Origin of the sequence: Stenotrophomonas sp. Sm2128 (assembly GCF_030985535.1) — a bacterium.
GTDB lineage: Bacteria > Pseudomonadota > Gammaproteobacteria > Xanthomonadales > Xanthomonadaceae > Stenotrophomonas > Stenotrophomonas maltophilia.
Genome location: NZ_JAPTFQ010000008.1, coordinates 33,671 through 60,293 on the forward strand (window position 1 = coordinate 33,671; position 26,623 = coordinate 60,293).

A 26,623-nucleotide genomic window follows, 5' to 3' on the forward strand; every position below is an offset into this window, starting at 1 on the left:
CCGGCCACCGGCCACATTCGGCGTGATGGGTCAGTCGAACCAGACCAGCGGCATGTCGGCATTGAGCGACATGTGGCGGAAATCTCCTAGCACCTGGGCCACGGCCTGCACGGTGTGGCAGCCCGTTCCCAGCGCGGACGATCCCGCGCTCAGGTAGCTGGCGGAGATGGTACGGGTGCTGACCGAGTCCGGTCTGGAGCCCAACTGCTGGGTGCCGAGGCTGCCCACCTGCTGGCCATCGATCTTCAGGAACAGGAACACGCTTCCGCCACCGTCGTTCGGGTCACCCTGCACGCGGGACTTTGTCGAGAAAAGCACCACGCCGTTGTGCCCCTGCGGAATGCAGACCTGGCCCTCGCCAATGACCACCTGCGAGCCCGCTGACGGACAGCCCGGCGCGAAGCCATTGGTCCCGACGCAGACATAGGCGAAGCGGCGGTAGGGGCCTGCGGCGGCGTAGTTGAATCCAGGATTCAACCCCTTTCCGACCACGCCAAAGCCGTTGGACAGCGTCACCAGTCGGGAGTTGGCGCCGAACTTGTACTTTACGTTGTTGGTGTTGGCGTCCTGCGGCTGGTAGTACGGCGATTCGGACGCGACGAAGCTGACAGTGCTGTAAGCCGGCGGATTGACGAACAGGCCTTGCGAATAGAAGGGAGCCTGCGTTTCTGCGCCACTGAAGATGTCATTGATCGACCAGGTCATCGATTCGATGCCGGGCTCCTGCTCGTTCAGGAAAATTCCCATCATGCCATCGCCGTAGTTGCCCCATGCGAACGCGCGGCCGGAAGCCATGGCCACGATGGGGCCACCGGGATTGCCGGCCTGGGCAGTCATCAGCAGCTTGCGGTCCTTGGCCTGCAACGCCATTCCTTCAGGACTGCCGACGGTATTGAAGTCCAGCTGCGCGGTGTCACTCGGAAGGCTGCTGTTGGTTACCGAGCCTGCAGATGTGATGAGCACGGAAAGGTTGCTGGCGGAGCCGAAATTGACGGCCGAACCGATGGCCTGTCCGGCCAGGTTGACCGTATGGTGTCCGGCGGGCAGGTACTTGGCACCGATGACATTGAAGGAGTGCTGTTGGGCCGATGTCGACTGCCGCCAGTCGATGTAGCTGTCGTTGGAGACCACCTCACCGTTGATGGTGATGTAGGCGTTGGCGGCAGAGCGGCCGCCAGGGAAGTACCGTCCATCCGACTGCACGTATACCCATCCAGGGGCGTTCAGATCGATGGTGCTCGAAAGCAGGGTTGCCGTGCCGGGTTGTACGCGCTGGTCAGCGGCCAGCTGCAGATAGCGGGAGCCTGGCGTGGCAGCGGAAGCCTGCCCCAGTGCCAACGCCACGGCCAAGCCCACAAACAGTGTGATGCGCTTCATCTGATGTCCTTTCAGGTTTCGGGTCACGTCGTGTGACGCAGGGACTCTACTGGATCCGGATCTCAGCTTCTGTGACTGGCTCCCGATGCGGGTGGCATCGGGGAATGTCGGGACAGCAGAGGAAGCGCCATCCTCGGAAAACAAAAAAGCCGGAACTCCATTGACGGGAGATCCGGCTTCTTGCGGCCTCGACAGGCCATACAGATGGTGGAGGTGGGCGGAGAGGTCTCAAAAGACCTATAACTCACTGATTCCACTCATGATCTTGGGGTGGCGAGCGTTAGCGCGGCGATACCTCAAACGATACATGATCCTAATTTGGTCGGGTGGCGCAGCGCAAGCCCTACGCATCGGCGATACTGACAACCACGCCAAGACATCTGCAAGGACGCTATGTGAGCACTCAGATTCCTCCACGGGTTCGAGAGGCATTGGAGCAAGCTAGGGCGGCCAAGCTCGCCCGAACTGCTCCTGATGAGGCTTTCTCTGACCTGCTGACGCACGAGGTCAACAACGATTGGCTTGGATCGATGCAGGCGACGAACGATCAAATTGCCAACGCGATGCGTCGGTGGTTCTTGCAACGCTACTGCGATCCCGCCGTGGAGACCCCGTATAGCAGCGACATGGGGGATTACTTCTATGTGAATGGAGGCCCTTATGATGCTCACGACGAGTTATACGACCGCTTCCAGGGGCTAGTGGAAGAAGGCCTCATTGAGGCAGTCGCCGATGATCTTGTATCGGACCAGGGGTTGTACTGGGCACCTACCCAGCTCACCTATTACAGGCCAGATGAGGATGTTTTCGTTGATGATCGGAACGAGCCGACCGTCAGATTGGAAGGCCGCTTAGGTGCTATCAATGCGGTCTTAGGATTAAGTGGTGATGCGTTCGCAGAGGTGACTGCGAGAAATTTGGTGTTCGCCTCGGTCATCAGTTCTCTGGAGACATTTCTGTGGGAGACCCTTGTCTACTGGGTGGACCATGATGAAGGCGTGGTGAGGCGGTTGATAACTGATCATCCCCACTTCCGAAATGAAGACGTGAAGCTCCATACCATTTTGGATATCAGCGATCCAATTGGGTTTGCAAGAACGAAAATTCGCTCCCACATGCAGACGACGGTGTGGCATCGCTGGGACAAGGTCACCTCGCTATACCAATTCGCCTTCAGAATTCGTATCCCTAGCGTGGAGGGGTTCACCGAGGCAATCAAGATCCGTCACGACATAGTTCATCGAAGCGGCCAGACGGTCGATGGCGTTGAGCACGCTGTGACAGTCGATGCGATCTCGACTCTTTCGGCTCAGGTTCTGGCCTTCGCGAACGAGATGGACCGCACGATTGCCGATGCGACGGCACCCACAGCTGAGGAAGAAGAACCGTCTGCGGAAGAGGAGTTCTGATTCGTGCCGCTCACAAAGATCAGAATGCGCACTAGAGTGCTGCACGGACTCGCTCTTCTTGTCGTCGGGCCGTGGCTTGCATGGCTGTCGTTCGGTCTGCTGGTTCGGTTCGAGCAGTCGCCAGCATCTCTAGGCACGATACCCTTTACTTGGGCCTACCACCTGGGAATCACAGCGATCCCGATGCTCTTCGGGCTGATTCTTATCGGCTTCGTGCGGCCCTTGTTCGGCTGGATCATCTACGCGCTGGGGAGTGTATTCATGCTCTACGGACAGGCGGCGTTGTCTTCGACGCCAACCGCCTACTGACAGGGGTTGCTATGTTGAAAGAGTTCCCTAAGCCGCTCGCGATAACAGTCGGTGACGTTGTGGGTTCCTACTACTACAGTCATCGACGCTTGGAAACGATGCTGTATGAAGCAGGCGCTTCCGGGGACGTTCCGGAAGGCAACTGCGTCGATAAGGTGACGAACTGGCTGGTCAGGGAAGGCAGGGATGACGTATCTAAGTCCTTCTCCATCCTGGGCAATCTGATCGAAGACATCATGGATGGCGAACTCCCCTCTTGGGAGCCAGAGAAGAAGCTCAACGCTCGTAAGCGGATCACTGAAGCCTTGGCACGCTACCAGCTGTCTTACGGTTTCGGTGGCCGCATTCTGGGTGCGCACTCGGTCACTGCTCCGAGCAAGGCTTTCGCCGAGGCTCTAAAGGAGTTCTCTGTCTCCGAAGTCGAAGAGGAGTTCGAGCGTGCCGTCAGGTTCATTGAATCCGACCCGGCCGCAGCGGTTACGGCGGCATGTGCGATTGTTGAGGCGCTGTGCAAGCACTACATCGCTACAGAGGGCCTTGAGCTACCTTCAAACCAGACCGTCAAGCCCCTTTGGGTAGTGGTCGCCAAGCACCTCAAACTGTCGCCTGAGCAGCTGGAAGATGATGACCTCAAGCGAGTTCTCGCGGGGCTTAGCTCGATCATTGATGGCATCGGCGCCTTCCGGACTCATGCGGGTAGTGCCCACGGTCAGCACAAACGCACATATAAGGTCGCTCCACGTCATGCTCGGCTAGTTGTCCACTCAGCGCACTCACTGTGCTTGTTTGTTGTGGAGACCTGGAAGGACCGCAAGAAGACCGATACAGGCAGGCTGAAGGCTTAGGGCGGAGCTATGGGGATCGTTGGCTTTCTGAAGTCGCTTGTGGGGGCAAGGCGTCCTGCCGCTCCTCAAGGTCAAGTGCCACAAGAGGCTGGCTACAAGGCGCTCGAAATCACGCCAAGCGATGACGTGTTCGACTGCTACGACGCCGTGTTCGACCAAGCCATGGCGAAGGTATCGGGTATCCCTGCGGAAGACGTAGATGCGATCAAGGACTACATCATGGCAGTTGAAGGCGGCTTCTTGAATGCTCATGGATACTACGAGCACATATGGGAGAACTACTTCGCAGGTCGTCCTTGGCGATGGCTTGAGCATGAGGCATGGCTATCGGTCTTCTCGGAATTGGGTCGCTTCCCGCTCAACTTTCCTCAGCCCGCGCCGTCTCAGCCGCCATCCGTTTCTTCATTGTTGCAGCGGATGAAGGTTGCTGACTTGAAGCTGCTGTGTAAGTGCTGCTTAGTGAGTTTCAACTCAAAGACTAACAAGGCTCAACTGACTGGGATGCTGGAACTGATTCCAAATATAGAGAAGCAGCCCCAGCTTCAGGCCATCGCGTCTCAGCTCAACTCTGAGGCGAGGCGGCCCCTCTACTCTCTACTCATGCGGACAATCCAGTTCCGGGCAATGAGCCTGCACAACAAGAGAAGATCTCAGGCTATTGGAGTGACAGAGTTCAGGGTCATGCACACTTTCGAGCAGGATAGAGAGTTTGTGGAGTTGGCTTGGAGGAGAGTGCCAGATGGACTTCCCCCTTTGTTTCCGGGCGACATGAGTGGCCTACGATCCGTAATCCCATCGTTCGATGACCAGATTATTCAGTGATAAGGATGCCCGATGAAAAAAGGCATTCGGCCCATGGCCAGGTCTGATGATTCGCAGGAGGTTGGTTTGCCAGCATTATTGCTGCCAAATTTTAGTGCATTTAATTCACCTGAGCCTGTGAAGGATCTGTTAATATTTGCAAGATCTAACCGGCGCACATCTATGTGTTGCCTCTTCTTTCCGAATGCGAAATACTTTGCGGCCTCCCTCTGAAGGTTTGATGCGTCGCAAAATCTTGTGCGAGCCTGCACATTGACAGATGCCTGGTTTGCCCTAGCTTGATCGTTTCAGGTCAGGTGGGCAAACATGTCAAACAACAGAAAAGATACAGATGCCGATTTTAACTTTGCGCCTGCGCCACAGAGCGGCCAAGGAAAAGTGGGCAGCCCACACGACAACTACCATCAGTCAAGGCGTCATGCCCCGGAAGCCGGTGAGTCACAAAGCGCGATGATGCCCAAGAGGGTCATCATCGCGCGCGCGCCCCTTGCGCAACTTAGGTTCGACGAAGGTCTACCCGGCGAGGTGGTTGGGCCTGGTCGGGGGATGCGGATTTTTCGGGGTATGGGATCACTTCGAGCAATTGAGCCATCCGATGATTAGCTCGTGCAATTTCTGCATTTGCGTCTGCTCCGATTGACTCAAAAGAGTCGGCGCGATAGATGATCATGTCTTGTCCATCATAGCGAAGCTCAAAGTATGCTTTGACGCTCTCCCTTTTGCTGTTGAGCCAGTTCACTTGAACAATCTGGACCCCAGTACTGGGATCGTGAAATCTAATCATTGTGCTGCAGAACAACAACTGATTTTCGTGAAGGTTGGCAAGGATGTTTCCGGCAACTATGGCGTCTGCCGCTACAATGAAATTGTTAGATGCGTCTTTGAGGAAGGCGTCAGAATTGATGGAAAAGTAAAGGGATAGAGGAATATGGCCTTCACTCGGGACAGTCAGGAAACCTAAACTCTCGGTACTAGACACCACCTCGAAACAGTATGCCGACGGTTTTTTCATGCCCTCACCCATGATGTGGATATGCCTGTTTTGCTCGAAATTTAAGCATACCACCACTGCCCGACCTAGATGCTATCGTGGGGTGCTATGCCAATCGCTGGGCGTTCTTCAAGGTTCAAGGGGCAGGCACTCCATATTCTCGGCCCCTAATCGGTTGTTGCCGGTATTTCCATTGGATCTTTGAGGTTTTGCGCTCATGGATATAGCTTTGCTCCCCAGCCGATCCGGTCTCTGAACTGACCTCTGGTGTATGTAGGCAGTTCCACTGGCGGCTTGTAGAGATCAAGGGCTGCCTTCTGCCTAGCTCGAACGCAGTCGGGCTTGGTGTGATAGTAGGATGCCTGCAGGACGGGTGCTGTCTTCACGACGGAGTGCCCGGTGATCAGTGCTACGTCCTCCGTACGCACTCCCAGGTTGTCCAATGCTGTCGCCAGTGTGTGTCTGAAGGCATGGAACCCCACGCCTTTCGGGAAGCCGAGTTGCTTCAGGTAGGTGCCATATTGAATAAGCAGCGCCTGGCTGTATCGAGCATTGGTCTCCCCGGTCTTCCGACTGATACCAGCCGAGAGGTTGGGAAAGAGCCTAGGATGTCCTGTGGACTTGATGTCCGCTACATAGTCCAGGAGGCCAGCAGCGAGTAGGGGCTCGGCTATCGGGATGGTGCGTACGGCTGATTTTCCCTTCAAGCTCTGGCGGCTTCTCGCTCCTGATGCGTTAGCCAGATCGGCGTCAATGGTTTTCCGGAAGGCTATGCACCACATGCCCTGTTCTTGGACGATGTCGGCGACTTTGAGTTGAGCGACTTCGTTGATGCGAGCCCCGGTGTAAAGGCCGATCATCGGACACCACCATCGATGCGGGAACTTCATGGCCCACGGCAGGAAGCTGTCAGGATTGAAGATCTTCTGCAGATCGTCGTCGCCAAGTAGACGTTCAGACCTATCTGTCTCTTCTATCAGGTCTTTCTGGATGGAGGGGAATGCGCTTAGAGGAGAATGCGGGATAGCCTGAGCCTTCACTAGGCCATTGAAGAAGGTGGCCAGGAAGCGACGATGTAGCTCTAGCGTCGCCCGGGCTGGTACAGGTGCGCCCATCTGCCGCCCGAGCTCGATCAGCTCATCGGCACTAAGCTGCTGAAGTCGCGGTGTAGTCGCCAGGCTTGGTGGGGCGCATTGCATCAACTGCCAGAACTTGTGGATGTGCTTGGTGTCGATCCTTGATACCGGGATGTCTCCAGTCACGATCATGAGCAGTGCTAGAGACCGGGCATTTGCGTCTATTGTTCGACTCCGCAAGCCCCTGTGTTCCATGTATCGGAGGTAGTCATCGATTTCTGACGACAGCAGGCGCGCTGGTGCCCCGATTGGCATCTCAGAGTAGTATCGAGTGCCGTCCTTTCGCAGCCGGTTGCGCCTGGATCGATCTGAGGCGGAGTTGAGCATTTCCTGCAGTTGGATCGCAGACTCTCGCCCTTGGACGCGGATGTCTTTGAATTCGTGGCGCCCAATGCGGATGCACCCAACTTCCAGCAGACCAAAGGGTTGCCGAACGTAGTCTTCAATTCTCTTTTCTAGCTCTTCTTTCATGTTGCTTCCTATCAGTAAGATGAAACCTTGATAGGGCAGGGGGAGCTTTCGTCAATTTGTAAAGTAGACCATTTTTTCTGCTCAGGTGATGCCTAGTCATGGGTGGCAATCCTGCCAGTAGGGGAGTGCTCAGTTACCCAATAGCTGAGAGTAAGTTGTTGAAAGGAAATAAATATTTGCCGGTGGAGCTGCTGGCGCGGGATAGCTTTCTATAGTGTTTAATTTCACTAAAGTTGATGCCTAAGTGTACTTTTCTTACATTATTGGCATTTAGGCATTGGGATGTTGGTCACATAAATATATTCGCCCATCCCGTGGTTTTGGTCTGTGACGTTATTAGGCAACTCGACTGCTCAGCTAACATTGCGGGCGTGTGCAGTTCCTTCTACTGCGTCTGTGGAGTTGTTTGTGGCGTGTAGAAGTCGTAACTTGTCATTGCTGGCCGGGATGGTTGCGCGGGTTTTTCAAAGCGCTTCTTGGTCCCCGCCACTCCGTCTAATCCAAACGCAGGTTTTTTAAGAATGACCAAGCCGTCACTCGATTCCATTGCTTCCGCTAAAGCCAAGCTTGCTGAAGAGCTGCGCAAGTTGGAGGAGCAGGAAGTCCAGCTTCTCCAAGAGCAGGCCGCTGATGCCTTCGCGGAGGTCGCCAACCTTGTTTCGCAATACGGTAAGAGCTTCTCTGCTAAGCAGCGCGCAGAGATCGTCAGCATGCTCGGGGCTGATGCGCCCAAGAGGGGAGCTGCGGCGAAGAAGGAAGTCGCGCCCAAGTATTGGCTTCCCCACACCGGCGAGACCTGGACCGGTCGGGGTAGGACCCCTCGTGCTTTCGCTGCTTGGGAAGGGACTTCCGCTTACACGACGTGGAAGGCTTCCCATCCCAACGAAAAGTTCCCGGCGTTTCCGGGTTGAGAAGACAGAAGCCCCGCATAGCGGGGCTTCTGAGTTTGTTGCTAACTCACTTCGGCTTCTTAGTGCCGTAGGGAGCTTGGTTGGTAGGCTTCAGCGAGATCCCTGCCTTGCTCGCCTGGCCGTAGATTGCCTCGGGCGAGCGCCCCATTTTCAGGCCAATGACCCGGGTAGGGGTGTTCCCTGACGCAAGCTCTTTGAGTTGCTTGACCTGCGTAGGGGTCCAGGGCTGCCCGGAGTTGGAAGGCTTCTTGGTCATTGCTTTTTCCTCAGCCGATGTCGGCTAGTTGGCTGCTGCCCCAGTCATGTGTAAGGGGCGCGGCCGCGTTACAATTGAGCCCTGGGCAAGGGAAACCCTGCTCAGGGCACTTGAGGGTGCCCGCCATGACCTCCGATCAGTCTGGCCTGAGAAACGAGGCTGATCGGGGGTCTTCTCTTTCACGACATCCGCCGGGCGAGCTGGCGACGAATGCCGATCACTGTTGTCTTAAGCATGGTTCCTCCCTGGGGTGTGCTTGGGCATCATTTCTCTCAGCTTTTGGGTTTGCTCTTCCGTGCCTTCACCTTCGTAGGTGCCGATTCAGTTGGTACATCGGTAGGTGGTGGCGGAGGGAGGCTCGGCGGGTCCTCTTTTGCCGTCGTCTTAGCCCAGTAAGCGTGAATTGCATCCATCTCACTGAGTCCGCCCACCTCGGACAGTCGATCCCAGAAGCGGCTGTAGAGCACGTCTTGGATCTTTCCATTTGATCTCATCCACTCAACGGCCGAGTTTGGATTCGTCAGCAGAACGTAGTGGAAATCACCTGCCGGTCCGGCTTTAGCCACGATGAGCTGCAACTCCTGCAGCCGCTTCATGCGCCGACGCCAGGTGTCTACTGCCCTGGGTCCGGTGAAGCCCGCCTCTGCGGCGAACGTGATCGGATTGTCGATTACAAGAACCGGGTGATCCGGCGCTCGCGCCCAAAGGCAAAAAAGAACATGCCCAGGCGGCTGGCCTTTGGACTGTTCGTCTGCTGCCTGCATGGCAATCGGCAGCGTCCTCGGTACAGTTGAAAAGCCATTGTTCTTCTTGCGATTCCAAATCCAAGCGTCATCCACTCCGGCGAAGTGGATTTGCCGTTGATGTTCGGCGCGTTCCGACATGTTTACGCGCCGTGCCACTGCTTGCTTCATCGTGGACATCGAGCAATTCCCTATCAACTGGTCGACAATTTGCGTCTTCAGGCTCCAAAGAGCAAGGTAACTAGACGCGCGCAACTGAGCGTCTTAGATAGCTGAAAGCTACGCCAGAGTCGCCATGAATGCAACAAACAACGTTTCATGAATCATTGAGATGCGCGTTTCCGCGCACTCTTGGAAAAAATGTTCTTTGATATCAGTCGCTTGGGGTGGGGGCGCGTGCTCAAGGTTCTCGCGTCCTAGCGTACTCTGCGTGCTCGTCGTCCTCACGGGGGTTCCCAAGGGGGGGGCTAGGTCGTCAGTCCTCTCTTTCCCTCGGGTTGGACCCAGGCTTCAAACGCCTCCGCATGCTCTAGATGCGAGCGGGAGGTCCATCTGTCCACTCACATTGCCAGACCTGTAGCCGCTGCTAGCATGCGGCGCGCCGCATGGCCTGGCTTCCTGTCACCGTTGAGGCCGGGTCAGGGTGCGAGCTAAGGACTTCCGCAACACAGTAGGGCCCTTCGACTATGGGCGCGCCCAAGCGTTATGCTGTCCTTCAAAGGACGAGGCAAAGCCGAGTGGAGGCTGGGATGGAGCTAAATGAGCTGGCGTCTTGGGCGTCAATTGCTTCACTGGTAATTTCGATAGTTTCGATGCTGTTGATAAGGTCGGTTCGCGCGGCTGTCGTAGCTAGTCGCAGAAGAAATAGAATGAGAACCATTATTTCTGCGGTTCAGGCTATCCCCGGCGATGCGATACCTTTATCAGATGCTTCTAGGGGAAAGTTGGTTGCGCTTGACAATAATCTGCCGAGTGGCTATTTACTGTTTTGGACCGCGAAGAGCCGAACGATTAGACGCCTTAGGAAGTCATTGAAGGAAGGTGATCTATCGTTGGTTAATGAAGGTATAGAAGATTACAAGTCCCATTGCGAGGAAGATCTGTGAATAAGTACGAAAGGCTGTTCAATCAAATTGTTGATAGAACTCGTGGCGGCCAGATAACGTGGAAGCAGGTAAGGAAGGATGCCAATTCCGATCTTATTTTCAATCCCTCACGATCTTTTAGGCAGTATTCTGCAGATTATGAGGGTGTCGATGAGAGCTATAAATTGGCGCTTGTGGAAAAAAAGACTGAAGATCCGGAGTATGATTATATGTACGAAAAATACTCAGTTGAGCTTTTGGTTATTGGGGGTGATAATGAGCTTCTGGTAACGCTCACGGATTCTGTTATCGATAGATCTAAGATTGCTGAACTTGTTGAGATGGTCGAGCAAAAAAACGTGAGGGTAAGCAATCTTTTTAAAATGTAGGCCTATAGGTCGCAGGCAAACAGCAGCTTTACGTCTGGTTCTATCGTTACGAGCGTGTCCCTGGATTAGGTTGACAACCCTTTTGCCTAGGCGCCAATTGTCCGGCGCCCTGTCCAGTTTGCGTCATAAAAATGCCGGTATTGGGCGCCTTCTTTGATTCTGGTAGTGTGACCAGCTGTCAAGAAGTGTTGGATCTCTATGCCTCCTTTCTCTCAGGAAATTCTCCTCAAATTGAAACGTTGGGGAACGAGTCTTCTTGCCTTAGTAATTCGCGAACACATTGACCAGTTGCAGGGCGAAGCTAGGCGTCTAGGCTTCAGGAATGGATATGAAGATGGGCATTCCTCGGGCTACAACAAGGGTTTTGAGGACGGCCAACTGATCTACCGAGTGGAGGACTTGCCTGCACCTGCACCGAAGCCAGTCGATCAAGGCCTGTACGGGCCGTTTCCCTTTGTTGTGGGGCCCGTCGAGGCGGCAATGCGAGCCGAGGTGGCTGCGGCAGTAAAAGCGAAGGTGGTGAGTCCGCCAACAGACGAGCAATGGGACATGATTTTGGCCGATCATCCGGCTACTTGTATCTCGGCAGGGGCTGGATCGGGTAAATCGACTACCTTGGTTTTAAGGGTGGTCTTCATGCTGGTTCATTTGCAGATTCCTGACGAGCAGTTGACCGTCATTTCCTTCACGAAAGCATCCTGCGCGGACTTGTGCAGGTCGCTTGTGAAGGTGATGCGTCATTGGGGGCGCAATGTTGACGATGAGTGGGCTAAGAATCGAGTCAGGACATTCCACTCCGTCTTGTATGGTCTAGCGTCTGTTCCTTTCCCTGGGCGCCAGTTCTTCGATTTCTATAATGGTGGAAAGGCGGGCGACGGACCTGTCGATGAGTTTTCAGTTGACAACCCAATAGGCGCTTCAAAACTAAACGACGCTCAGTCGAGCGTGTTGAGAGAGGCCTATATTTCCCTCTTTAATGATGACGATATCTTTCGGGAGAAAATTCTGTCGATCTTGAAGAGTGAACTGGCTGTAAGGCGCTCGGATCGTGGCGGAGAAGATCTCAAAGACTATCAGCTCTCATACGCCAGCGAGCGTGACTACCAAGTTCGCCGATTGGTCGAATCTGCGTGGGCAGTAGATGGCTGGCCATTCGATGGGGTCGAGACGGGTGACTTTAAGATCAAGGCCAGCATTGGAAGCAACAGCATATATGCTGATGGGCGCGAAGCCGCGACTGGAATTCCAATTGTGCTGGATATTCACCACGCTGTGGACACCAAGGGTCGTGAGGCGCTGGTAGGAAAGAAACCTGTATCCATAGCCCTTGCCGTTAACAGCAAGCTTAAGATAATTTCAAGATATGCCGAAACCCCTTATATCTTGCTTAGATCACACGAGGATGTCGCCGCGTTCCGGCTTCGGCAAAAGTGGCTGACGATATCCGGAGCTAACGATAAGTTGGGTGATGCGCCGATCTTCCCTCTGAAGATTCAAGGGGAGCTGTCGTCGCTCCAGATTTTCGAGGCGCTGTACGCCCAAGGCTCGTTCATTGAGAGCCACGGATTCGAGGTCGCCGAATTGATCGCCAAACTTCCCGCCCCTCAGGTCGCTGGAGTCACCGCTGACTTCATTGGCGCCTTGGCACGCTTTTGGCCACATCTGCGGCGGTGCATGGAAGAATCTCGCCTGCACACTTTTAATCAAGTCTTTCTAGCAATGACTAGAGAAGCTAGTTCGATTAGGTTTTCTCCATCAAAGATGCAGTCCATGCGTCATCTGCTGATCGATGAGTTCCAGGACATTTCTCCTCAGATTGCCGCATGGATAAAGGCCATGCAGCGACGGATACTGGCCGACAATGTGGGGCTTCCTGTAAGCATCATGGCAATCGGCGATGACTGGCAGTCTATCTATGGGTGGCGGGGTAGCTCGCCTCAGCTGTTCATTGACTTCCAGAAGTATTTCCCCGCCCACTCCCAATTGGGGCCAGCCCCACAACTTAAGTTCACCGCCAATTTTCGCTCTATCGACCAGATCATCCGGGACTCGGAACGGCTCATTAGCAAGGTCACTTCAAAGGTGGAGAAGATCTGTCGTGCACAGATCGCCACGAGTGAAGGTGATCACGGTGTCAAGTTGATTGAGTATGGTAAGCCTAAGGCACGAACCACGGATAAAGAGGCGCTTGACCACCTTGTGAAAGCAGTCGGTGCACAGTATGCGCTTGCGCTGAAGATGAAGAGCAAGCACAAAGATCACCTGATTGTAATGACGCGTTCTGGCGAGATATCAAAGGCGCTTCGCAGCGCTTTTAAGGCAAAGGATTACCCTGGATTAGCCATTAGCACATATCATAAAGCTAAAGGCCTAGAGGCTGATGTTGCCTTCATGATTGATGATTGCAGGGCGGGGAGCCCGCATCCTCTTCGCAACCTAATTTATAGGGTCAGCGGAATGTATCCCGGCTACAGCTACGATGATGCGTGCGCGGATGAGGCGCTGCGGCTCGCTTACGTCGGAATAACGAGGGGGCGCCGCAGAGTTGTTTGGCACGTGAGAAAGGCTGAGCCTGACGGAAGCGCGGTGAACTTTAGGTAATTTCAGCGCTGGCGAAACTGTTAGAGGAGCGGCCCGTTCCCTCGCTTCGGTGGGGACGGGTCTTTTTTCTTGCGTTTGCTTGCCCACCAAATAGCTAGGCTAATACGAGTTTTGGAAATGAAGCTTCGCAAGCGTTCCCGTTTCGTTCCCTGATGTAGCACCATAAACTCCTCTGCTCTAAGGTTTCTTGCGGTTTACTTATTCGCTAGAGCCTTCAACAGTTGCAAGGCCTTTGCTTGTTTGGGACCGTCTAGTTGCGATAGCACTAGGATTGCCTCAGCCACAACATCCGATGCCGCCACGAAGTAGGCTGCAGGAAGGTCCAGAAGCTCCGCGAGCTTCTCGATGGTCTCCAAGTCGGGCTTGTGCATCCCGCGTTCATATCTACTGATACGAGGGGCCGTCGTGTTTGAGTCATCCACGCCCATGAGCATTTCCCCTAGCTGAGCTTGGGTCCAGCCTTTGGCGACGCGTGCTGCGCGTAGGCGATGACCGAGGGCTGTAGGCGTGGGCTGAGGAGCGGGCATCCGGCAGAAACAAACACGTTGACTCTCCAGAGTTTGACGGCATAAGCTTAGCCGGTCATTTGCGTTCAACGCAAAACCGGTCGGGAGGCAGTCGTATGGATATGAAGTGCTGGGCATTGATGGGTCTCTTGGCGTTCGCCGCTTCTGCTGGGGCTGCGCCCAGCCTGTCATGTCAGTTGCAGAGCGGTCAGTTCAAGGCGGCTGGGGTGGTGCATCCCAAGGTCTCCGAGTTCATCTGGGCCACGGGTCATGGCTCCGCAACGCCTACTGGCCCCATCCGAACCAGCATCGGCCGCATCGACCCTGTGGAAGGCCGGGACTACAAGCGCGCTATCAAGTTGAATGGCAAGTCCATTCTGCTGCCTCCGAAAGCGCATAGCGTGGTGGGCTTCGGCAAGGTCTACGACTTCAGGAGTGCTGTGGCGTTGGCGTATCTGGGAGAGCGCGATGAAGACTCGTCCGCCCGGCCCAGCCAGATTGTCATCGTAATCAACAAAGCCGGGTCAGTGATTGATAGCGAAGTCCTTCCTGGTGCTGCAACGAATCCGGGCAGTCACTGCTTACTCATCGACTGATCAAGGAGCTGACATGAAGAAGCTTTGGATGGTTTCCCTCTCTGCGCTGCTGGTCGCTTGTTCTGGCGGGCCTGGCAATGGCGATGTTGAGAAAGCGCTGACCGCATATTTCAAGGAAGCGACAGGAACGACGATGACCTTTGAGCGTCTCAAGGTGGGCGAGTGCGTCCGAGGTGACAGCCCGGGCTATGCGTGCAGTGTGACCGGAATCGCGCGATATCAGTTGGGCACTCGCATTGAGCAACAGCAGCTTGTCGGCACTTTCGTCATCGACAAGGTCGATGGCACTTGGACCGTCGTAGATCGTCGCTGAATTTAAGGCCGCCAACCAAAGCTAGGAAGCTCGTATGTGGACCTTGTTCAAGGTCATCCGCTGGATCATCACCGGTCTCGCGCTGTGGTGGCTGTGCGGTGTGGTGTTCGAAGAGGGCACGACGGCTGACGGGGCAGTCTTCGGGCTGATGCTGTTCGGGCAGCTGGTCTTCTGGCCCCTTGCGCTGTTGTGGGGTTTGCCGTGGCTGTTCCGTCGCCGAACGCCCAAACTGAAGAAGCATAGGCCTGAAGAGTTCGAACCCACGGTATCCCATGATCACATTGCCTTGGACCTGGGCAGGGATGCCATCTGGGTTCGGGACCCTGGGAAGGGAGAGCGCTATCTGCGGCGATCTGAAGTGCTCGCCATCCGCACTGGGGAATACAACTACAAGGGAGTGGTCACCCATCGCCTGGAAGTCCAGGTGCGTGACGTTGTTCATCCGCTCTGGCTGGTCCCCTTCGTGCGTCACTCTGACCGTTGGCTCAAGAGCACAGCTGTCAATGAGACTGAGAGGGATGAATGGTTCGCTAGGATGAAAGCTTGGCTTACTGAAACGCGCAGCATCTAAGCAGCCCCAAATCCAGCGAATGCAGCTAGGCAGGAAAGCAGACTGGCCCATCCTCCATGCGCGGAAGGATGGGCCTATGTTGCCTTTTAGTCTTCGCTTTCCTCAGGCTCCAACTTGCTGAGCTCTCCCAGTCGCAATAGGCCGCGCTCGATCATGCTCTGCGCACAAGCAACACAGTATCGATCCCAGCCCCGGTCTTTTCGCACCCCTAGTCGAATGTCTCCGCGTTCGATTCTATGTTTACTGTTAGCTTGGCAGTTGTGGGCCTTCTTCGCCCTGTCTACCATTGTTGAGACTATCAAGGACTTAGTCGCCATCGAACAGCTTCCTGCAAACGCTTGCTGTAAGGGCGTCAAACTGCCCCCGAATGGTGTCCAGTTCCACCTGTGACATCTCACTTCTTTCCTTTGGCTTCCGGCCGACCAAGGTGTTCGCCGCCTCGTTGAGAGAGGTGACTACCACTACGTAGTTGTCGCGACCAAGCCGTCTGTGATCCAACTCTCGCCCGCCATGTTTAATTCCGCGCTCATTTAGAATTCGCCCTGCGTGGAGTTGAATAAGCTCGTTAAGAGCGTCTCTGGCGGCCTGTCGCTTTGCTGCCTTAGGAACAGCGATGGGCTTGAGGGCTTGGGTGGCAGGATCAAAGTCTGCAGGGATTATTCCGCTCTGTTTCAACACGCGAATGGCGTCTTCCTCTTCCTGCTTTAGTAGGTGGATTTCCTGCAATTCCACCTCGGATTGCTCCCTGACCTCGGGCTTTCCATTGGTAGTGTCGCGAGGTGCATACTCACGGACCTCGGTGGGATCTGCTGGATCCAAGCCTTCAAGAGGTAGAAGCTGGTCAAAGAAGGATTGGTCATCTTCGCTGAACTGCTGGAAGTCTCCCCACCTGGCGGCGATGTTGCCGCCCGCATGAAAGATCACGCTGCCTTGGTTTAGAACGTCCCCAGGCGCATCTTGCTTGATTACGCGCATGATTCGCCCAACGAACTGGACGAATGGAGACAGGTTGGAGAACACGCTAAGGACCGCCGCTACCGACAGGAACGGATGGTCAAAACCTTCACCAAGTTTTCTGACCTGTACGATCACGTCCAGTTGATGATTCGCCAGCCTTTGCATGACCTGGTCATTCTTTTTACTCTCGCGGGAATGCACAAAGTCGGCCTTCCTTCCCCGTGCGCGATAAGCCTCCACAATCTGAATGCAATGCTCATAATTCAACGCCGAGGCGATTACCTTTAGGCGTGGCTCGCCTGTCAAGTTGCGGAGTCGGTCGAGCTCTCGGAGGGACGCATCGACAATGGTATTCAGCGTTTCTTCGGACGTTACGATGCTTCTGCGGAAATCCGCGTCCTCCTCACCGAGGCGACGGACCTCATCTAGGGAGACTTCCACCTCCGAATCACCCGGTCGCCTGACATAGCGTAAGGTCTTCGGATTGAGTTGGATTGCTTTTAGCTGTTTAACATAGCCCGCTCTGATCGCCTTGAAGATTGGGTATGAGTAAACGACGGGGCCGCTCATCATCTGGCCATCAGCTCTAAGAGGCGTGGCGCTGAAGTTCACGACCGAGGCTGCAGGGAATTTTGCTTTCAGGGCCTCATAGGTTGCTGCAACGCTATGATGGCCCTCGTCGAAAATGATCAGGTCAAAGAAGTCGGCAGGAAGCGTTCGCAACCACTTGTTCCCATCGCCGGAAATCTGCTGGATGTTTGTAATAGCAACGTGTGCGGCGTCAAGGTCACTTCGATTTGCATCGGTGCCTCTTATTTCCACTGGCTCTGGATAATTAGGGCCATCCATCACATCGCAGCGTGCATAGAATAGCTTCTCGCTACTAAAGTCGAAATCAGCTGCCAGCTGCGTCGCAATCGCAACGCCGGGAGCGATGATCAATGCTCTCTTCGATTTATACGCAAATGGAGTGAGCGTTATAGTTCCTGACTTTCCGCAACCCACTGGCAGTACTACGCTAACTTCTCTTATGTCCGCACCGTCAGCTACATGCTGTGCTAGCGCCTCATAGGCTCCTTGTTGCGGTTCTCTGACCTTCGGATTTCCAGTAATGCGGGGTGTGACATCTTGGAACGGGCTAGACACGCTTGTTCTCCTAGATACGTATTCTGCTCATGCGAAGTTGGGCGGCGCATTATCCGTGCGCCGTATTAGTCAGCAGCGGCTGACGTGAGATCTTCATTAATCGCGCGGGCGTAGATGTCGGCATATCTATTGGCCGTTTTCATCCTGTGCCACAACTATCATCCCGACAGATACATGTGCCGGGCTTCTTGACGCCTCCTGCAAAGTTTTACCTCCCCCCTGAAAATTCCCTGGCTGATGCGCCCTTCAGTCATGAGATCCTGCCTCAGGCAGCCCATCTGTTCAATAGTTTGATGTATGTCACATTCTGCGGCGCGTCGCCGCGTGCTTTTCGGCATGGCCAGACTTGGCAATACACGTCGGGAGTAGGACCAAAGCAGACAGCAAGGCGATAGCAAGAGCGCACTTAGGCATTGCCCTTCGGGCAATGCGTGCGCAAGAGGCTGTGCCCCTTGACCCCCTAAAAAAGCGCTTGCCAAAGCCTAAAACGTAGGCATAAAGGCAAGGGCGGGGGCCAAGAAAAAGGAGCGTTAATGGCCATCTATCACACAAGAGTAAAGACATTCAGTCGTGCCCAGGGTCACGCATCTACCGCCGCCGCCTACAGGGCGGGGCTGCTTATCATCGATGCCCGCACCGGTCTACGGCACGATTACCGAAGGCGTGGGGGCGTTGTCGAAACCCGCTGCCTGGCGCCGGATGGAGCGCCTGAATGGGCTTTCGATCCCCGACAGCTTTGGCCTGCAGCCGAGGCTTCGGAGCGCCGAAAAGACGCCACGGTCGCTAGGGAATTCGAAGTTGCGCTGCCACACGAACTGAGCAATGAGCAGCGTTCAGACCTCGCAGCTGAAATATCGCGCTGCTTGGTCCAGCGTTACAGGTTCGCTGTCCAATCCAGCATCCATGAGCCGCAGACCGCTGACGGGCTTAACTACCACGTTCATATTTTGGCGACTACAAGGCGGGTTGACGCAGAGGGGCTGAAGGACAAGACGAGGGAATTAGACGGCGGACCTTCGGGTCGAGGTGAAGTGGAGTGGATTCGCCAGATGGTGGGGGACGCCATCAATGCTCACCTGGCCGCAGCCGGTGTCTCGGCCCGTGTCGATCACCGTAGCTTGAAAGATCAGGCCGCTGAGGCTGCAGAGCAAGGGGATGAGCTTACAGCGGCGGAGCTTTCCCGTGCTCCAGGACTTCATATGGGCAAAGATGCGACGGCGCTGCATCGCCGAGGCGCCGATACAGTCCTCAAGCAGGGCAATGACAGAATTGCCCAGGCCAACAGCGCTGCTTGGGATCGCGCCGTGGCCCAGATGGCAGGAGAGGGCAGATTGATGGAAGCCGCATCCGATCAAGCCGTGCCGGTTGGCTCGCGCCAGGTTCCACTGCGCCCTGTCACGCAACCAATGCTGTCTCCTGGTGGAGAGACTCGTCTGGGTAACGTGGCGAGGGAAGTCATGCCGGTTGGGGCGGTTGCCGATGAAGGGGCGCGGCAACGGCAGGCCACAGCATCCAAGCAGGCCCTGAAGGAAGTGTTGGAGATGTGGGCCGAGGCGTGGATAGAGGCACTGCGAGATAGGCTCAAATTCACGCGAAGGTTGCTGCGCAACAGTGCTGCCTTGATATCTACTCATGTCGCGGCGCCCAGGCTCCGTGGCGACTTCGAAGAGCTGCTCGCGCGACTGAAGAAGTTGAAGCGGGATGCTCTTCGCTTCAAGCGTAGGCTGAAAGCTGAAGATCGTGCCCAGCACGTATTGGCCCAAGCAGAATTTGCCTTGGAGAACTTTGAAAGCCAGAACCCACGTCCAGGACTACTGAATCGCTCAGACTGGTCGCGGCGTCGGGCGCGCCGGGTTCGGGCTGTTGAGCTGGGACGCGAGGAGTATCAACGCGCTCACGAAGCCACCGGACCCAAGGCTCAGGAAGACTACAACCGTCGAACAGGCGAGTCGTTGTCGCAGCTGGAGAATTGGAGTGAAGTGCTGCTGCGTAGATATCCGGTGGAGGATGAGCCCATTGACGCTCCTGAAGGCCCTATTCCAGCGGACCCCTTGCTCGTAATGAATCCTGTCAGAGATCCTGGAGCACGGTTGCACTGACAGACAAGCGAAGGCCCCGGCGAGCCGGGGCTTCAACCAACCTCGTTTCGAAAACTCAGTGGTAGGTAGGTCCGCGAGTGGGCTTTGACACTGCGCCACGGCGCTCTGAAATCATGTCGCTGAGCTGCACCTGATCGCGTTCTACCACGGCTTCTCTAACCCTAACGGCAGGTTTCAGAGTGTGGTCGTCAGCCGGGGGCTTTGGAGCCATGCATCGGTTGATCAATTCGTCCGCGATTTCGAGGGCGTGGATGATGTCCTCGATCCGCTCTTGCGTGTCTCGTGTCCGGTCTTGGGCAATCAAAGGGCATAGCACTCGACTAGCGATAGCCAGCTTTCTTTCTAACGGCATATGGAGCTCCTAACGTTTGGGAGCTCTCATAAAAACATTATTTGCGTTGATCGCAAGGCTCCGACCCCAAATCTTGAGCGCCTAGAGTGGTTGATGGCGTTGCCTAATCATTGTCACCGAGATTCCCCGGGCGCTACGACGCCTTTGATGGCTTCCTCATGCGACTTGTTGGCGTCGTGGAGCGCGCGCTTTTGGCAAGAGCGACCGCTTTTCGTTCACGTGCAGCTGCATTGACCGCCCTCCGCTTCGCTCTGAGTTGCGCTTGCCTGAGAGACTGCGCTGCCTCTCCAGGCTGATAGACCGGCAAACCTTCGGGAATGGGGAGAAGCGCAACGGCATCTGCGCGCGATTGGAGCGTGGGCACATCTACATAGGTTCCGAGCTCGCCGGGCATATGCGCCTTGTGCCCCGTAATGGCAGCGGCAATAGAGCTAAGCACACCCGCATAGAGAAGCCGGGTGCTCGCGGTATGTCTGAACGAGTGGAAGCCCATGCCTGGCTGCATCATGCCCAAGCCAACAAGATAGGCGCGGAACTGATCTCCGAGGGCATCCCCGTAGCCTGCCTTCTTGTGCCAAGGCAAGTGAGGAAACAGGCGCTCATGGCCAGCCTCCATGACATCACGGGCATAGGTGAGGATCCCAGCATCCAAGAGGCGGGGATGTAGTGGAATGAAGCGCAGCGAGTTGGCGTTCTTCAGCTTCTGGTCGCGATGGACGGCGCGGATGTGGATCCCCCAGATGCCGTTCACTTCTGCAACATCTTCCGTATAGAGCTGGCCAACTTCGTTCACTCGCGCCCCGGTGCCTGCCGCCAGCAGCACGCCCCAGTAGCGATCAGGTCGCCCTTTAGCCCAGGGCAGGAAATTCTCAGGCTCAAAGATCTTGTTGATCTCTTCAATCGTGAACTGACGGCGGGGCAGGGCAGCCACAGATTGTGCCGAGTTCTGCCGTTTGATCCCGTCCAAGGGCGAGCGCGCGATGATGCCGCTGGCCACTTGTGCGTTAAAGAAGCTGGCAAGGCGGTCTCGGTGCTTTCCGAGGGTCCGATCTGAGAGACCGGCAACAACGATGCCCTTATCTCTCTGCTGCCTGACCTTGGCCATGATCTGTGGTGCAGTCAGCTCTTTATAGTCACTCTTCTTCCTGGCATTGCTTGGCCAGTGATGGAGACCCGTCAGAAACGCTCTGACTTGAGCTTCCCCGACCTTCGACATCAGCAGATCAGGTCCTGCGACTTCTTGGAAGATGATGAGCGTGTTCTCACTATCTAGAAGATTGCCGGGTGAGGTCTTGGCATTCCTCAGGTCGGCCAGATACAGGGCGATGCGGTCGGATAGCGTGAAATCTGCGCTGGCGGGTTCATTGGGCAGTCCCACAACCGAGAGCCCAGGCAACGCCAAGCCTCTGATCGTTTCCAGAAGTGCTTGAGCATCTTCTCGCCCATTGACGTTCAGACCGGTGAGCTTAGTCCCATTCGGCAGCTGGATGTTTCCGGTCCACTGGTTGATGGAGCCGCTGACGACTTTCAGCAGGTCCTCTCTATCCTTGTCATCCATGCGGCTACCTCTCCAGCGCTCGAATGCTTCGGAGAGTGCCACAGCCATGCGGGCCGCGACGAGGCGGGCAAGGTCAACAGCAGATGGGGGAAGGCGGCGGACCAAGAAGCGTGAGCCGATAGCCTCGCGCAGGTCTACAGGAACAAGAAAGCGGACATGAAGTCCGCTAGGTCGGCGTAGAAGATAGGGCTTGGGCAAGGGGCGATACCTCAAAAGATCCTTTTGGAAAGATCGTTTTTCGGTATCGCGCCCTGCCAAAACCCAACAGAATCAGCAAGATACAGCTGAACTGCTTACAAATGGTGGAGGTGGGCGGAATTGAACCGCCGTCCGAAGGCACTCCATCCCCAGCACTACATGCTTAGCTCACCGTTGGATCTCGTCCCCGAACAGCACGGCGTGCAAAGCGCATCCGGGAACCAGCCTGTTGTGTTCTAGTGCCGGACTGACAGGCAGCCACCCAGCGCGATTCCATGATAGTGACTCTACACCGCGAGCATGGACACAAGCGGCTTCGAGGCTTAGGCCTTAAGCGGCCAGAGCGTAGTTGTCGTCGTTGGCAACTAGAGTTTTGCAGCTGGATTTACGAGGAAAGCTACCCCCTCGGCATGCGCCAGGCGACTTCACAACCCCCGTCGAAACCAATGCACCCCCGGTTTCTACAGTGCTGCAAGGTACAGGGCCGATCCCGCGTTGCCACGGTCAGGGCCTGCCCAACGGTTGCAATGCTACGGCAAAACAGCTGAACAGTCACCTTTGCAATCCACAACACGTTGTAGAGCCACCGTCATAGCGGATTGGTAACGTCATTGGCACGAATTTGCGACACACTGGCGACGACCATCCGAGCCAGGACAGACACGGAGACTGTGGGTGACCGATGCAAGCCAACAACGCAGCCTGCGACAGCTGATCGGGCCGGTCGGTGCCGACTATCAGCGGCGCGCGTTGCCGCCCGGCTGGGTCTGGGCCGTGCTGGCGGTGCTGCTGGCGGCCACCTGGGTGACGGAGTTGCCGGCCACGGCCGCGGCGGCACTGGTCGCCAGCGCGGTGGTGGTGCACTGGTCGCAGCGCGGTCGCATCCATTGGCTCGGCTGGCGCCTACCGGGCCTGGCCGTACTGGCGGCCCTGCTGTGGGGGCCGGAAGTGCTGTCGCAGTGGTTCGAGCACGGGCTGGCCGTGGTCCTGATGTCGCTGGCCAGTCTCAGTATTGGCGTGCACGTGTGGCAGTCGCGGCAGTTGGCGCGCCAGCTGCAGGGCGCCGCCGATGCGCTGGATGATGCCCAGTTGCTGTCGTTGCTGCCCGATGATGCCGCGCAGCTGGCCCAGCAGTGGCGGGAAGGCGATGACCGCTACGCGCCGGAACTGGCGGTGGTGATGCACCTGGCGGTGATGCACGCGGCGCTGGCGCCGCGCATGCGCGGGCAGGGCATGCTGGCGGGGTGACCCGCCTTTTGTAGCGCCGAGCCATGCTCGACTGCTTTTCTTACCGAAGCCGAGCATGGCTCGGCTCTACAGAAAACCAAGGCAGCCGAGCATGGCCCGGCTTTACAGGGTGATGCGCAGCGGCCTTACGCGTCGCGGTTGCCGCGACGCATCACGCGCTGCTTCTCGATCGCCCAGTCGCGGTCCTTGGCGGCATCGCGCTTGTCGTGGGTCTGCTTGCCCTTGGCCAGCGCGACTTCGAGCTTGATCTTGTTCTTGCTCCAGTACATCGCGGTGGGCACGATGGTGTAGCCATCGCGCTCGACCTTGCCGACCAGCTTGTCGATCTCGCTCCGGTGCAGCAGCAGCTTGCGCTCGCGCCGGTCGTTGGCCACCACGTGGGTGGAGGCCTGGATCAACGGGGTGATCTGGGCGCCGATCAGGAAGATCTCGCCGTGCTTGACGTAGGCGTAGGCATCGATGATGTTGCCGCGGCCAGCGCGGATCGACTTCACCTCCCAGCCCTGCAGTGCCAGGCCGGCCTCGAAGCGTTCTTCGATGTGGTACTCGTGGCGGGCACGCTTGTTCAACGCGATGGTCTTGTTGGCCGTCGCGCTCTTTGCTTTATCCTTGCCGCTGTTCTTGCTCATTTCCGTATTGTCTCCGATTCGGGCCCGCCCGGTCGATTGCCGAAACGTCCTGTATTCATGCCTACTATCCGCCGCAGCGCCCTGGTCGAACATTCGTCCGCGCGCATGTTCGACCTGGTCAACGATGTCCAGGCCTATCCGCGCCGCTTCCGCTGGTGCTCGGCTGCCCAGATCCTGGAGCAGGGCGAGGACCGGCTGGTGGCGCGCCTGGACCTGGGCCTGGGTTCGTTCAGCACCTGGTTCCAGACCGAAAACACCCTGCAGCGCCCGCACAGCATCGACATGCAGCTGCGCGATGGCCCGTTCAAGCAGTTGCACGGCCGCTGGGAATTCCATGCGCTGGCCGAGGACGCCTGCAAGGTCACCCTGACCCTGGAATTCGAGCCCAGCTCGCGCCTGCTGGGGCCGGCCCTGGCGATCGGCTTCCAGGGTCTGGCCGATCGGATGGTCAATGATTTCGTCCGCGTCGCCGACGAGGCCTGAGCGATGATCGAGGTCGAGGTGGTGCTGGCCTGGCCGCAGCAGGTGCTGTCGCGCCGGCTGCAGCTGGAGGAGGGCGCGACCGTGGCCGATGCCATTGCCGCCGCCGCGCTGGAAGGCAGTGACCGATGCCCGGCCGTGGCCGTGCATGGCGTACTGGCGCGCCCGCAGCAGGTGTTGCTGGAGGGTGACCGCATTGAGCTGCTACGCCCGTTGCTGGCCGACCCCAAGGACAACCGCCGGCGCCGCGCGCTCGGCGGTTGATGCCCGCAACCCGTCCGTGGGGACGGGCAGGGGGCCTCAGCGGCCCTTCTTCTTCTTGTCCTTCGGCAGGTTGCGGCCGAACTGGCGCACGGTCTGCTGGGCCAGTGCCTTGTCGTTGCCCGGGAAGTAATCGCCTTCCCAACGGGTCACGGTGTCATTCTCGAAGAACACCACGAAGTTCTTCACTTCAGTACGTCCCAGGCGGTTCACCCGCTGGCTGGAGGTGTAGTCCCAGCGCTGGGCGTGGAACGGATCGGGAATGGACGGGGTGCCCAGCAGCGCGGTGACCTGCTGCTTGCTCTGCCCGACCTGCAGCTTGGCCACGGCATCTTCCCGGATCAGGTTGCCCTGATAGATGGGTTGCTTGTAGATGATGCCGCACCCGGTGGTGGACAGGGCGACGGCGGCGACCAACAGGAGATTGCGCATCGGGACTGGCGGTTGGGGAAATCAAACCGATGATACACTCCCGGCGTGCCACCGCGACCCAATCCGAGGCAGCTGGCGCTAAATCGCCAATGAACGGAGACCTATGGAAACCCACGACCTGCGTAAAGTCGGCCTGAAGGTGACCCATCCGCGGATGCGGATCCTGGCGCTGCTCGAGCAGCGCAATGCCCAGCACCACATGACCGCCGAAGACATCTACCGCCAGCTGCTGGAGCATGGCGACGAGATCGGCCTGGCGACGGTGTACCGGGTGCTGACCCAGTTCGAGGCCGCCGGCCTCGTGCTCAAGCACAATTTCGAGGGCGGGCAGGCGGTCTACGAGCTTGACCGTGGCGGCCATCACGACCACATGGTCGACGTGGACAGCGGCAAGATCATCGAGTTCGAGAGCCATGAGATCGAGGAGCTGCAGCGCAAGATCGCAGCCGACCACGGCTACGAACTGGAAGAGCACTCGCTGGTGCTGTACGTGCGCAAGAAGCGCAAGTAAGCCGATCCGGCCAGCCAGATGCGACGAAACCCCGGGCCTGCCCGGGGTTTTTCGTTGCTGGGGTCAGGGCCTGTTCCCTTCAGGAAAGGGCTCTGAGCCCGGGCGCCCCGCGGAGTCGGATCCCTTTGCACGAGCAAAGGGCTCTGACCCCTTGCGACCCAGCAGGATCTTCAGATCCACCGCCTCGGCCATCGCCCGGTTCCCCGCATCACCCGGATGCAGGTGGTCGCCGGAGTCGTAGGCAGCGGCCATCCGTGACGGATCGGCCGGATCGCGCAGGGCCGCGTCCAGGTCGATCACCGCGTCGAACGGCCCGTCGGTGCGCAGCCAGGCATTGAGCTGGCGGCGCAGGGCGTCCTTGTCCGGGTGGTAGTAGTCGTCCAGCGGCGTGCCGGGCAGGGCGCCGGCGAACGGCATCAGGGTGGCGCCGAGGATGCGTAGACCCCGCCGATGGGCCTGTTCGGCCAAGGAGCGGTAGCCTGCCTGCAGCTCGGCAAGCGTGGGCCGCGCCTGCTTGCGCGCGAAGGCGGTGCCGGGCCAGCTGATGTCGTTGATGCCGATCAGCACGATCACGCTGGACACGCCAGGCTGATCCAGCACATCGCGTTGGAAGCGCGCCGGCGCGGATTCCCCCATGCCATCGCGCAAGAGGCGGCCACCGGAGATGCCGGCATTGACCACGGCGATGCCCTGCGGTGCCAAACGCGCGGCCAGATGGTCGGTCCAGCGCTGGTCCTGGTCGAGGCTGGCGGTGGCGCCGTCGGTGATCGAATCGCCGATCACCACCACGCTGCGTGCGCTGGTCGGCGCCTCGACCTCGATGCCGGCCAGGAACAGGCGGGCCGTGGTGCTGCTGGCCCCGCTCAGTGCCTGGGCCTGGCTCTGGTCGCCAGGCGCAATCCAACTGGTCTGCCTGCCCTCCCAATGGAACGTCTGTACCGGCATCGGCCCCGGCACGAAGACGCTGACCTGCAGCGCCTGCCGGTCAGCCGTGGCCAGTGGCAGCGGATCGCTCAGCCGTTCCTGCCCGGGGCCGATCAGTACCCCGGGCTGGCCTTCGAAACTGAGCGGCTGCGGGGTGTCCCCCGCCCGGGCGGCCACGCTCGCCGCCCCGATCCGCAGTGGTTGAGTGCCGTAGGCATTGCTCAGCCGCACTCGCAGCCGGGGCCCGCCCAGGCTGATACGTGCCGTCTGGCGGAAGGTCTGGTCCTGCAGAGCGGCTGGGACCAGGGTCGGAAACAGGAATTCCGCGCCCCAGACCGGTTGCGGGCTGGCCTGCCAGCTGGCGACCCAGTGTGGCGCAGGGGCGTCGCTGGCGGCGCTGGCGGCACTGGACAGGCCGATCAATGCGGTTGTGACGAACTGGCTGAAACGATTCATCGGGCAATCCCGGGTGGAGGGAAGGCCATGGTGATTCCGTA

Annotated in this window: 26 protein-coding genes and 1 other RNA gene; 15 read left to right on the plus strand and 12 right to left on the minus strand. The window is 57.5% G+C overall.

Translation table 11 applies throughout. From position 1 onward, the window contains the following. Positions 1–30: 30 nt before the first annotated feature. Positions 31–1,521 carry a hypothetical protein gene (locus O0K41_RS04125; RefSeq protein WP_133050682.1) on the minus strand — a complete coding sequence of 497 codons (1,491 nt, stop codon included), beginning with the start codon at positions 1,519–1,521 and terminating at the stop codon, positions 31–33. A gap of 251 nt (positions 1,522–1,772) precedes the next feature. Between O0K41_RS04125 and O0K41_RS04130 the strand changes: the two genes are divergently transcribed. From O0K41_RS04130 to O0K41_RS04145, 4 genes are read left to right on the plus strand one after another with little or no spacing between them, the layout of a single operon-like run. Beyond that, on the plus strand, positions 1,773–2,786 hold the full coding sequence (locus O0K41_RS04130) for a hypothetical protein (protein ID WP_164222044.1): 1,014 nt from the start codon (positions 1,773–1,775) through the stop codon (positions 2,784–2,786). Positions 2,787–2,822: 36 nt separating this feature from the next. Beyond that, positions 2,823–3,095, plus strand: coding sequence for a hypothetical protein (locus O0K41_RS04135; protein ID WP_164222045.1), 273 nt, complete (start codon positions 2,823–2,825; stop codon positions 3,093–3,095). A gap of 11 nt (positions 3,096–3,106) precedes the next feature. Further along, the gene (locus O0K41_RS04140) at positions 3,107–3,940 is read left to right on the plus strand and encodes an abortive infection family protein (protein WP_164222047.1); all 834 of its coding nucleotides are present in this window, start codon (positions 3,107–3,109) and stop codon (positions 3,938–3,940) included. Positions 3,941–3,949: 9 nt separating this feature from the next. Next, entirely contained in the window at positions 3,950–4,762 is an 813-nt protein-coding gene (locus tag O0K41_RS04145; RefSeq protein ID WP_197592321.1) for a hypothetical protein, read from the plus strand. Positions 4,763–5,258: 496 nt separating this feature from the next. Here O0K41_RS04145 and O0K41_RS04150 read toward each other — a convergent pair whose 3' ends face one another. Together O0K41_RS04150 and O0K41_RS04155 are read right to left on the minus strand one after the other, a co-directional pair. Then, positions 5,259–5,774: a hypothetical protein gene (locus O0K41_RS04150; RefSeq protein WP_164222051.1), complete on the minus strand. Its 516-nt coding sequence runs from the start codon at positions 5,772–5,774 to the stop codon at positions 5,259–5,261. A 194-nt stretch (positions 5,775–5,968) separates the two neighbouring features. Continuing rightward, on the minus strand, positions 5,969–7,360 hold the full coding sequence (locus tag O0K41_RS04155; RefSeq protein ID WP_164222053.1) for a site-specific integrase: 1,392 nt from the start codon (positions 7,358–7,360) through the stop codon (positions 5,969–5,971). Between the two features lie 521 nt (positions 7,361–7,881). Between O0K41_RS04155 and O0K41_RS04160 the strand changes: the two genes are divergently transcribed. Continuing rightward, positions 7,882–8,271, plus strand: a complete 390-nt coding sequence (locus tag O0K41_RS04160; RefSeq protein ID WP_128989864.1) for an H-NS family nucleoid-associated regulatory protein — start codon at positions 7,882–7,884, stop codon at positions 8,269–8,271. Positions 8,272–8,317: 46 nt separating this feature from the next. Here O0K41_RS04160 and O0K41_RS04165 read toward each other — a convergent pair whose 3' ends face one another. After that, positions 8,318–8,527: a hypothetical protein gene (locus O0K41_RS04165; protein ID WP_134708996.1), complete on the minus strand. Its 210-nt coding sequence runs from the start codon at positions 8,525–8,527 to the stop codon at positions 8,318–8,320. Between the two features lie 272 nt (positions 8,528–8,799). Further along, entirely contained in the window at positions 8,800–9,450 is a 651-nt protein-coding gene (locus O0K41_RS04170) for a hypothetical protein (RefSeq protein ID WP_164222055.1), read from the minus strand. A gap of 922 nt (positions 9,451–10,372) precedes the next feature. Here O0K41_RS04170 and O0K41_RS04175 point away from each other — a divergent pair. Then, positions 10,373–10,744, plus strand: a complete 372-nt coding sequence (locus O0K41_RS04175; protein WP_164222057.1) for a hypothetical protein — start codon at positions 10,373–10,375, stop codon at positions 10,742–10,744. A gap of 198 nt (positions 10,745–10,942) precedes the next feature. Then, positions 10,943–13,345 carry a UvrD-helicase domain-containing protein gene (locus tag O0K41_RS04180; RefSeq protein ID WP_308304440.1) on the plus strand — a complete coding sequence of 801 codons (2,403 nt, stop codon included), beginning with the start codon at positions 10,943–10,945 and terminating at the stop codon, positions 13,343–13,345. A 194-nt stretch (positions 13,346–13,539) separates the two neighbouring features. On the opposite strand, the gene O0K41_RS04185 is transcribed toward O0K41_RS04180, so the two are convergent. Continuing rightward, entirely contained in the window at positions 13,540–14,043 is a 504-nt protein-coding gene (locus O0K41_RS04185; protein ID WP_308304441.1) for a helix-turn-helix transcriptional regulator, read from the minus strand. On the opposite strand from O0K41_RS04185, the gene O0K41_RS04190 reads away from it, so the two are divergent. Genes O0K41_RS04190 through O0K41_RS04200 form a run of 3 tightly spaced genes read left to right on the plus strand, consistent with a single transcriptional unit; the run spans position 13,968 to position 15,331 of the window. Beyond that, complete coding sequence (locus tag O0K41_RS04190; RefSeq protein WP_308304442.1) at positions 13,968–14,447, plus strand: hypothetical protein; 480 nt, start codon at positions 13,968–13,970, stop codon at positions 14,445–14,447. The two genes, O0K41_RS04185 and O0K41_RS04190, sit on opposite strands and share 76 nt — an antisense overlap. A 13-nt stretch (positions 14,448–14,460) precedes the next feature. Then, on the plus strand, positions 14,461–14,760 hold the full coding sequence (locus O0K41_RS04195) for a hypothetical protein (RefSeq protein ID WP_164105442.1): 300 nt from the start codon (positions 14,461–14,463) through the stop codon (positions 14,758–14,760). Between the two features lie 34 nt (positions 14,761–14,794). Next, on the plus strand, positions 14,795–15,331 hold the full coding sequence (locus tag O0K41_RS04200) for a hypothetical protein (protein WP_164105444.1): 537 nt from the start codon (positions 14,795–14,797) through the stop codon (positions 15,329–15,331). A 306-nt stretch (positions 15,332–15,637) separates the two neighbouring features. Here the strand turns inward: O0K41_RS04200 and O0K41_RS04205 are convergent, their stop codons facing one another. After that, a complete protein-coding gene (locus O0K41_RS04205; RefSeq protein WP_164105446.1) occupies positions 15,638–17,434 on the minus strand; it encodes a DEAD/DEAH box helicase family protein in 1,797 nt (598 codons plus the stop codon). A gap of 533 nt (positions 17,435–17,967) precedes the next feature. Here O0K41_RS04205 and O0K41_RS04210 point away from each other — a divergent pair. Next, positions 17,968–19,533, plus strand: a complete 1,566-nt coding sequence (locus O0K41_RS04210; RefSeq protein ID WP_164222060.1) for a MobA/MobL family protein — start codon at positions 17,968–17,970, stop codon at positions 19,531–19,533. Between the two features lie 485 nt (positions 19,534–20,018). Here the strand turns inward: O0K41_RS04210 and O0K41_RS04215 are convergent, their stop codons facing one another. Together O0K41_RS04215 and ssrA are read right to left on the minus strand one after the other, a co-directional pair. Beyond that, positions 20,019–21,443: a site-specific integrase gene (locus tag O0K41_RS04215; RefSeq protein WP_197592414.1), complete on the minus strand. Its 1,425-nt coding sequence runs from the start codon at positions 21,441–21,443 to the stop codon at positions 20,019–20,021. 300 nt (positions 21,444–21,743) lie between these two features. Next, positions 21,744–22,097, minus strand: a transfer-messenger RNA (tmRNA) gene (ssrA, locus tag O0K41_RS04220). A gap of 219 nt (positions 22,098–22,316) precedes the next feature. Here ssrA and O0K41_RS04225 point away from each other — a divergent pair. Then, positions 22,317–22,889, plus strand: coding sequence for a hypothetical protein (locus O0K41_RS04225; protein WP_005409230.1), 573 nt, complete (start codon positions 22,317–22,319; stop codon positions 22,887–22,889). A 125-nt stretch (positions 22,890–23,014) separates the two neighbouring features. On the opposite strand, the gene smpB is transcribed toward O0K41_RS04225, so the two are convergent. Then, positions 23,015–23,518: an SsrA-binding protein SmpB gene (smpB, locus tag O0K41_RS04230; RefSeq protein ID WP_005409231.1), complete on the minus strand. Its 504-nt coding sequence runs from the start codon at positions 23,516–23,518 to the stop codon at positions 23,015–23,017. A 57-nt stretch (positions 23,519–23,575) separates the two neighbouring features. Here smpB and O0K41_RS04235 point away from each other — a divergent pair, with 57 nt between their 5' ends. Then, a complete protein-coding gene (locus O0K41_RS04235; protein ID WP_005409232.1) occupies positions 23,576–24,001 on the plus strand; it encodes a type II toxin-antitoxin system RatA family toxin in 426 nt (141 codons plus the stop codon). A 3-nt stretch (positions 24,002–24,004) separates the two neighbouring features. Then, entirely contained in the window at positions 24,005–24,262 is a 258-nt protein-coding gene (locus O0K41_RS04240) for an RnfH family protein (RefSeq protein ID WP_164222064.1), read from the plus strand. A gap of 36 nt (positions 24,263–24,298) precedes the next feature. Here O0K41_RS04240 and bamE read toward each other — a convergent pair whose 3' ends face one another. Further along, a complete protein-coding gene (gene bamE / locus O0K41_RS04245; protein ID WP_005409234.1) occupies positions 24,299–24,691 on the minus strand; it encodes an outer membrane protein assembly factor BamE in 393 nt (130 codons plus the stop codon). A gap of 103 nt (positions 24,692–24,794) precedes the next feature. Between bamE and fur the strand changes: the two genes are divergently transcribed. Continuing rightward, entirely contained in the window at positions 24,795–25,202 is a 408-nt protein-coding gene (fur, locus tag O0K41_RS04250) for a ferric iron uptake transcriptional regulator (protein ID WP_005409235.1), read from the plus strand. A gap of 63 nt (positions 25,203–25,265) precedes the next feature. Here the strand turns inward: fur and O0K41_RS04255 are convergent, their stop codons facing one another. Continuing rightward, entirely contained in the window at positions 25,266–26,582 is a 1,317-nt protein-coding gene (locus O0K41_RS04255) for an SGNH/GDSL hydrolase family protein (RefSeq protein ID WP_049449237.1), read from the minus strand. Between the last annotated feature and the right edge of the window lie 41 nt (positions 26,583–26,623).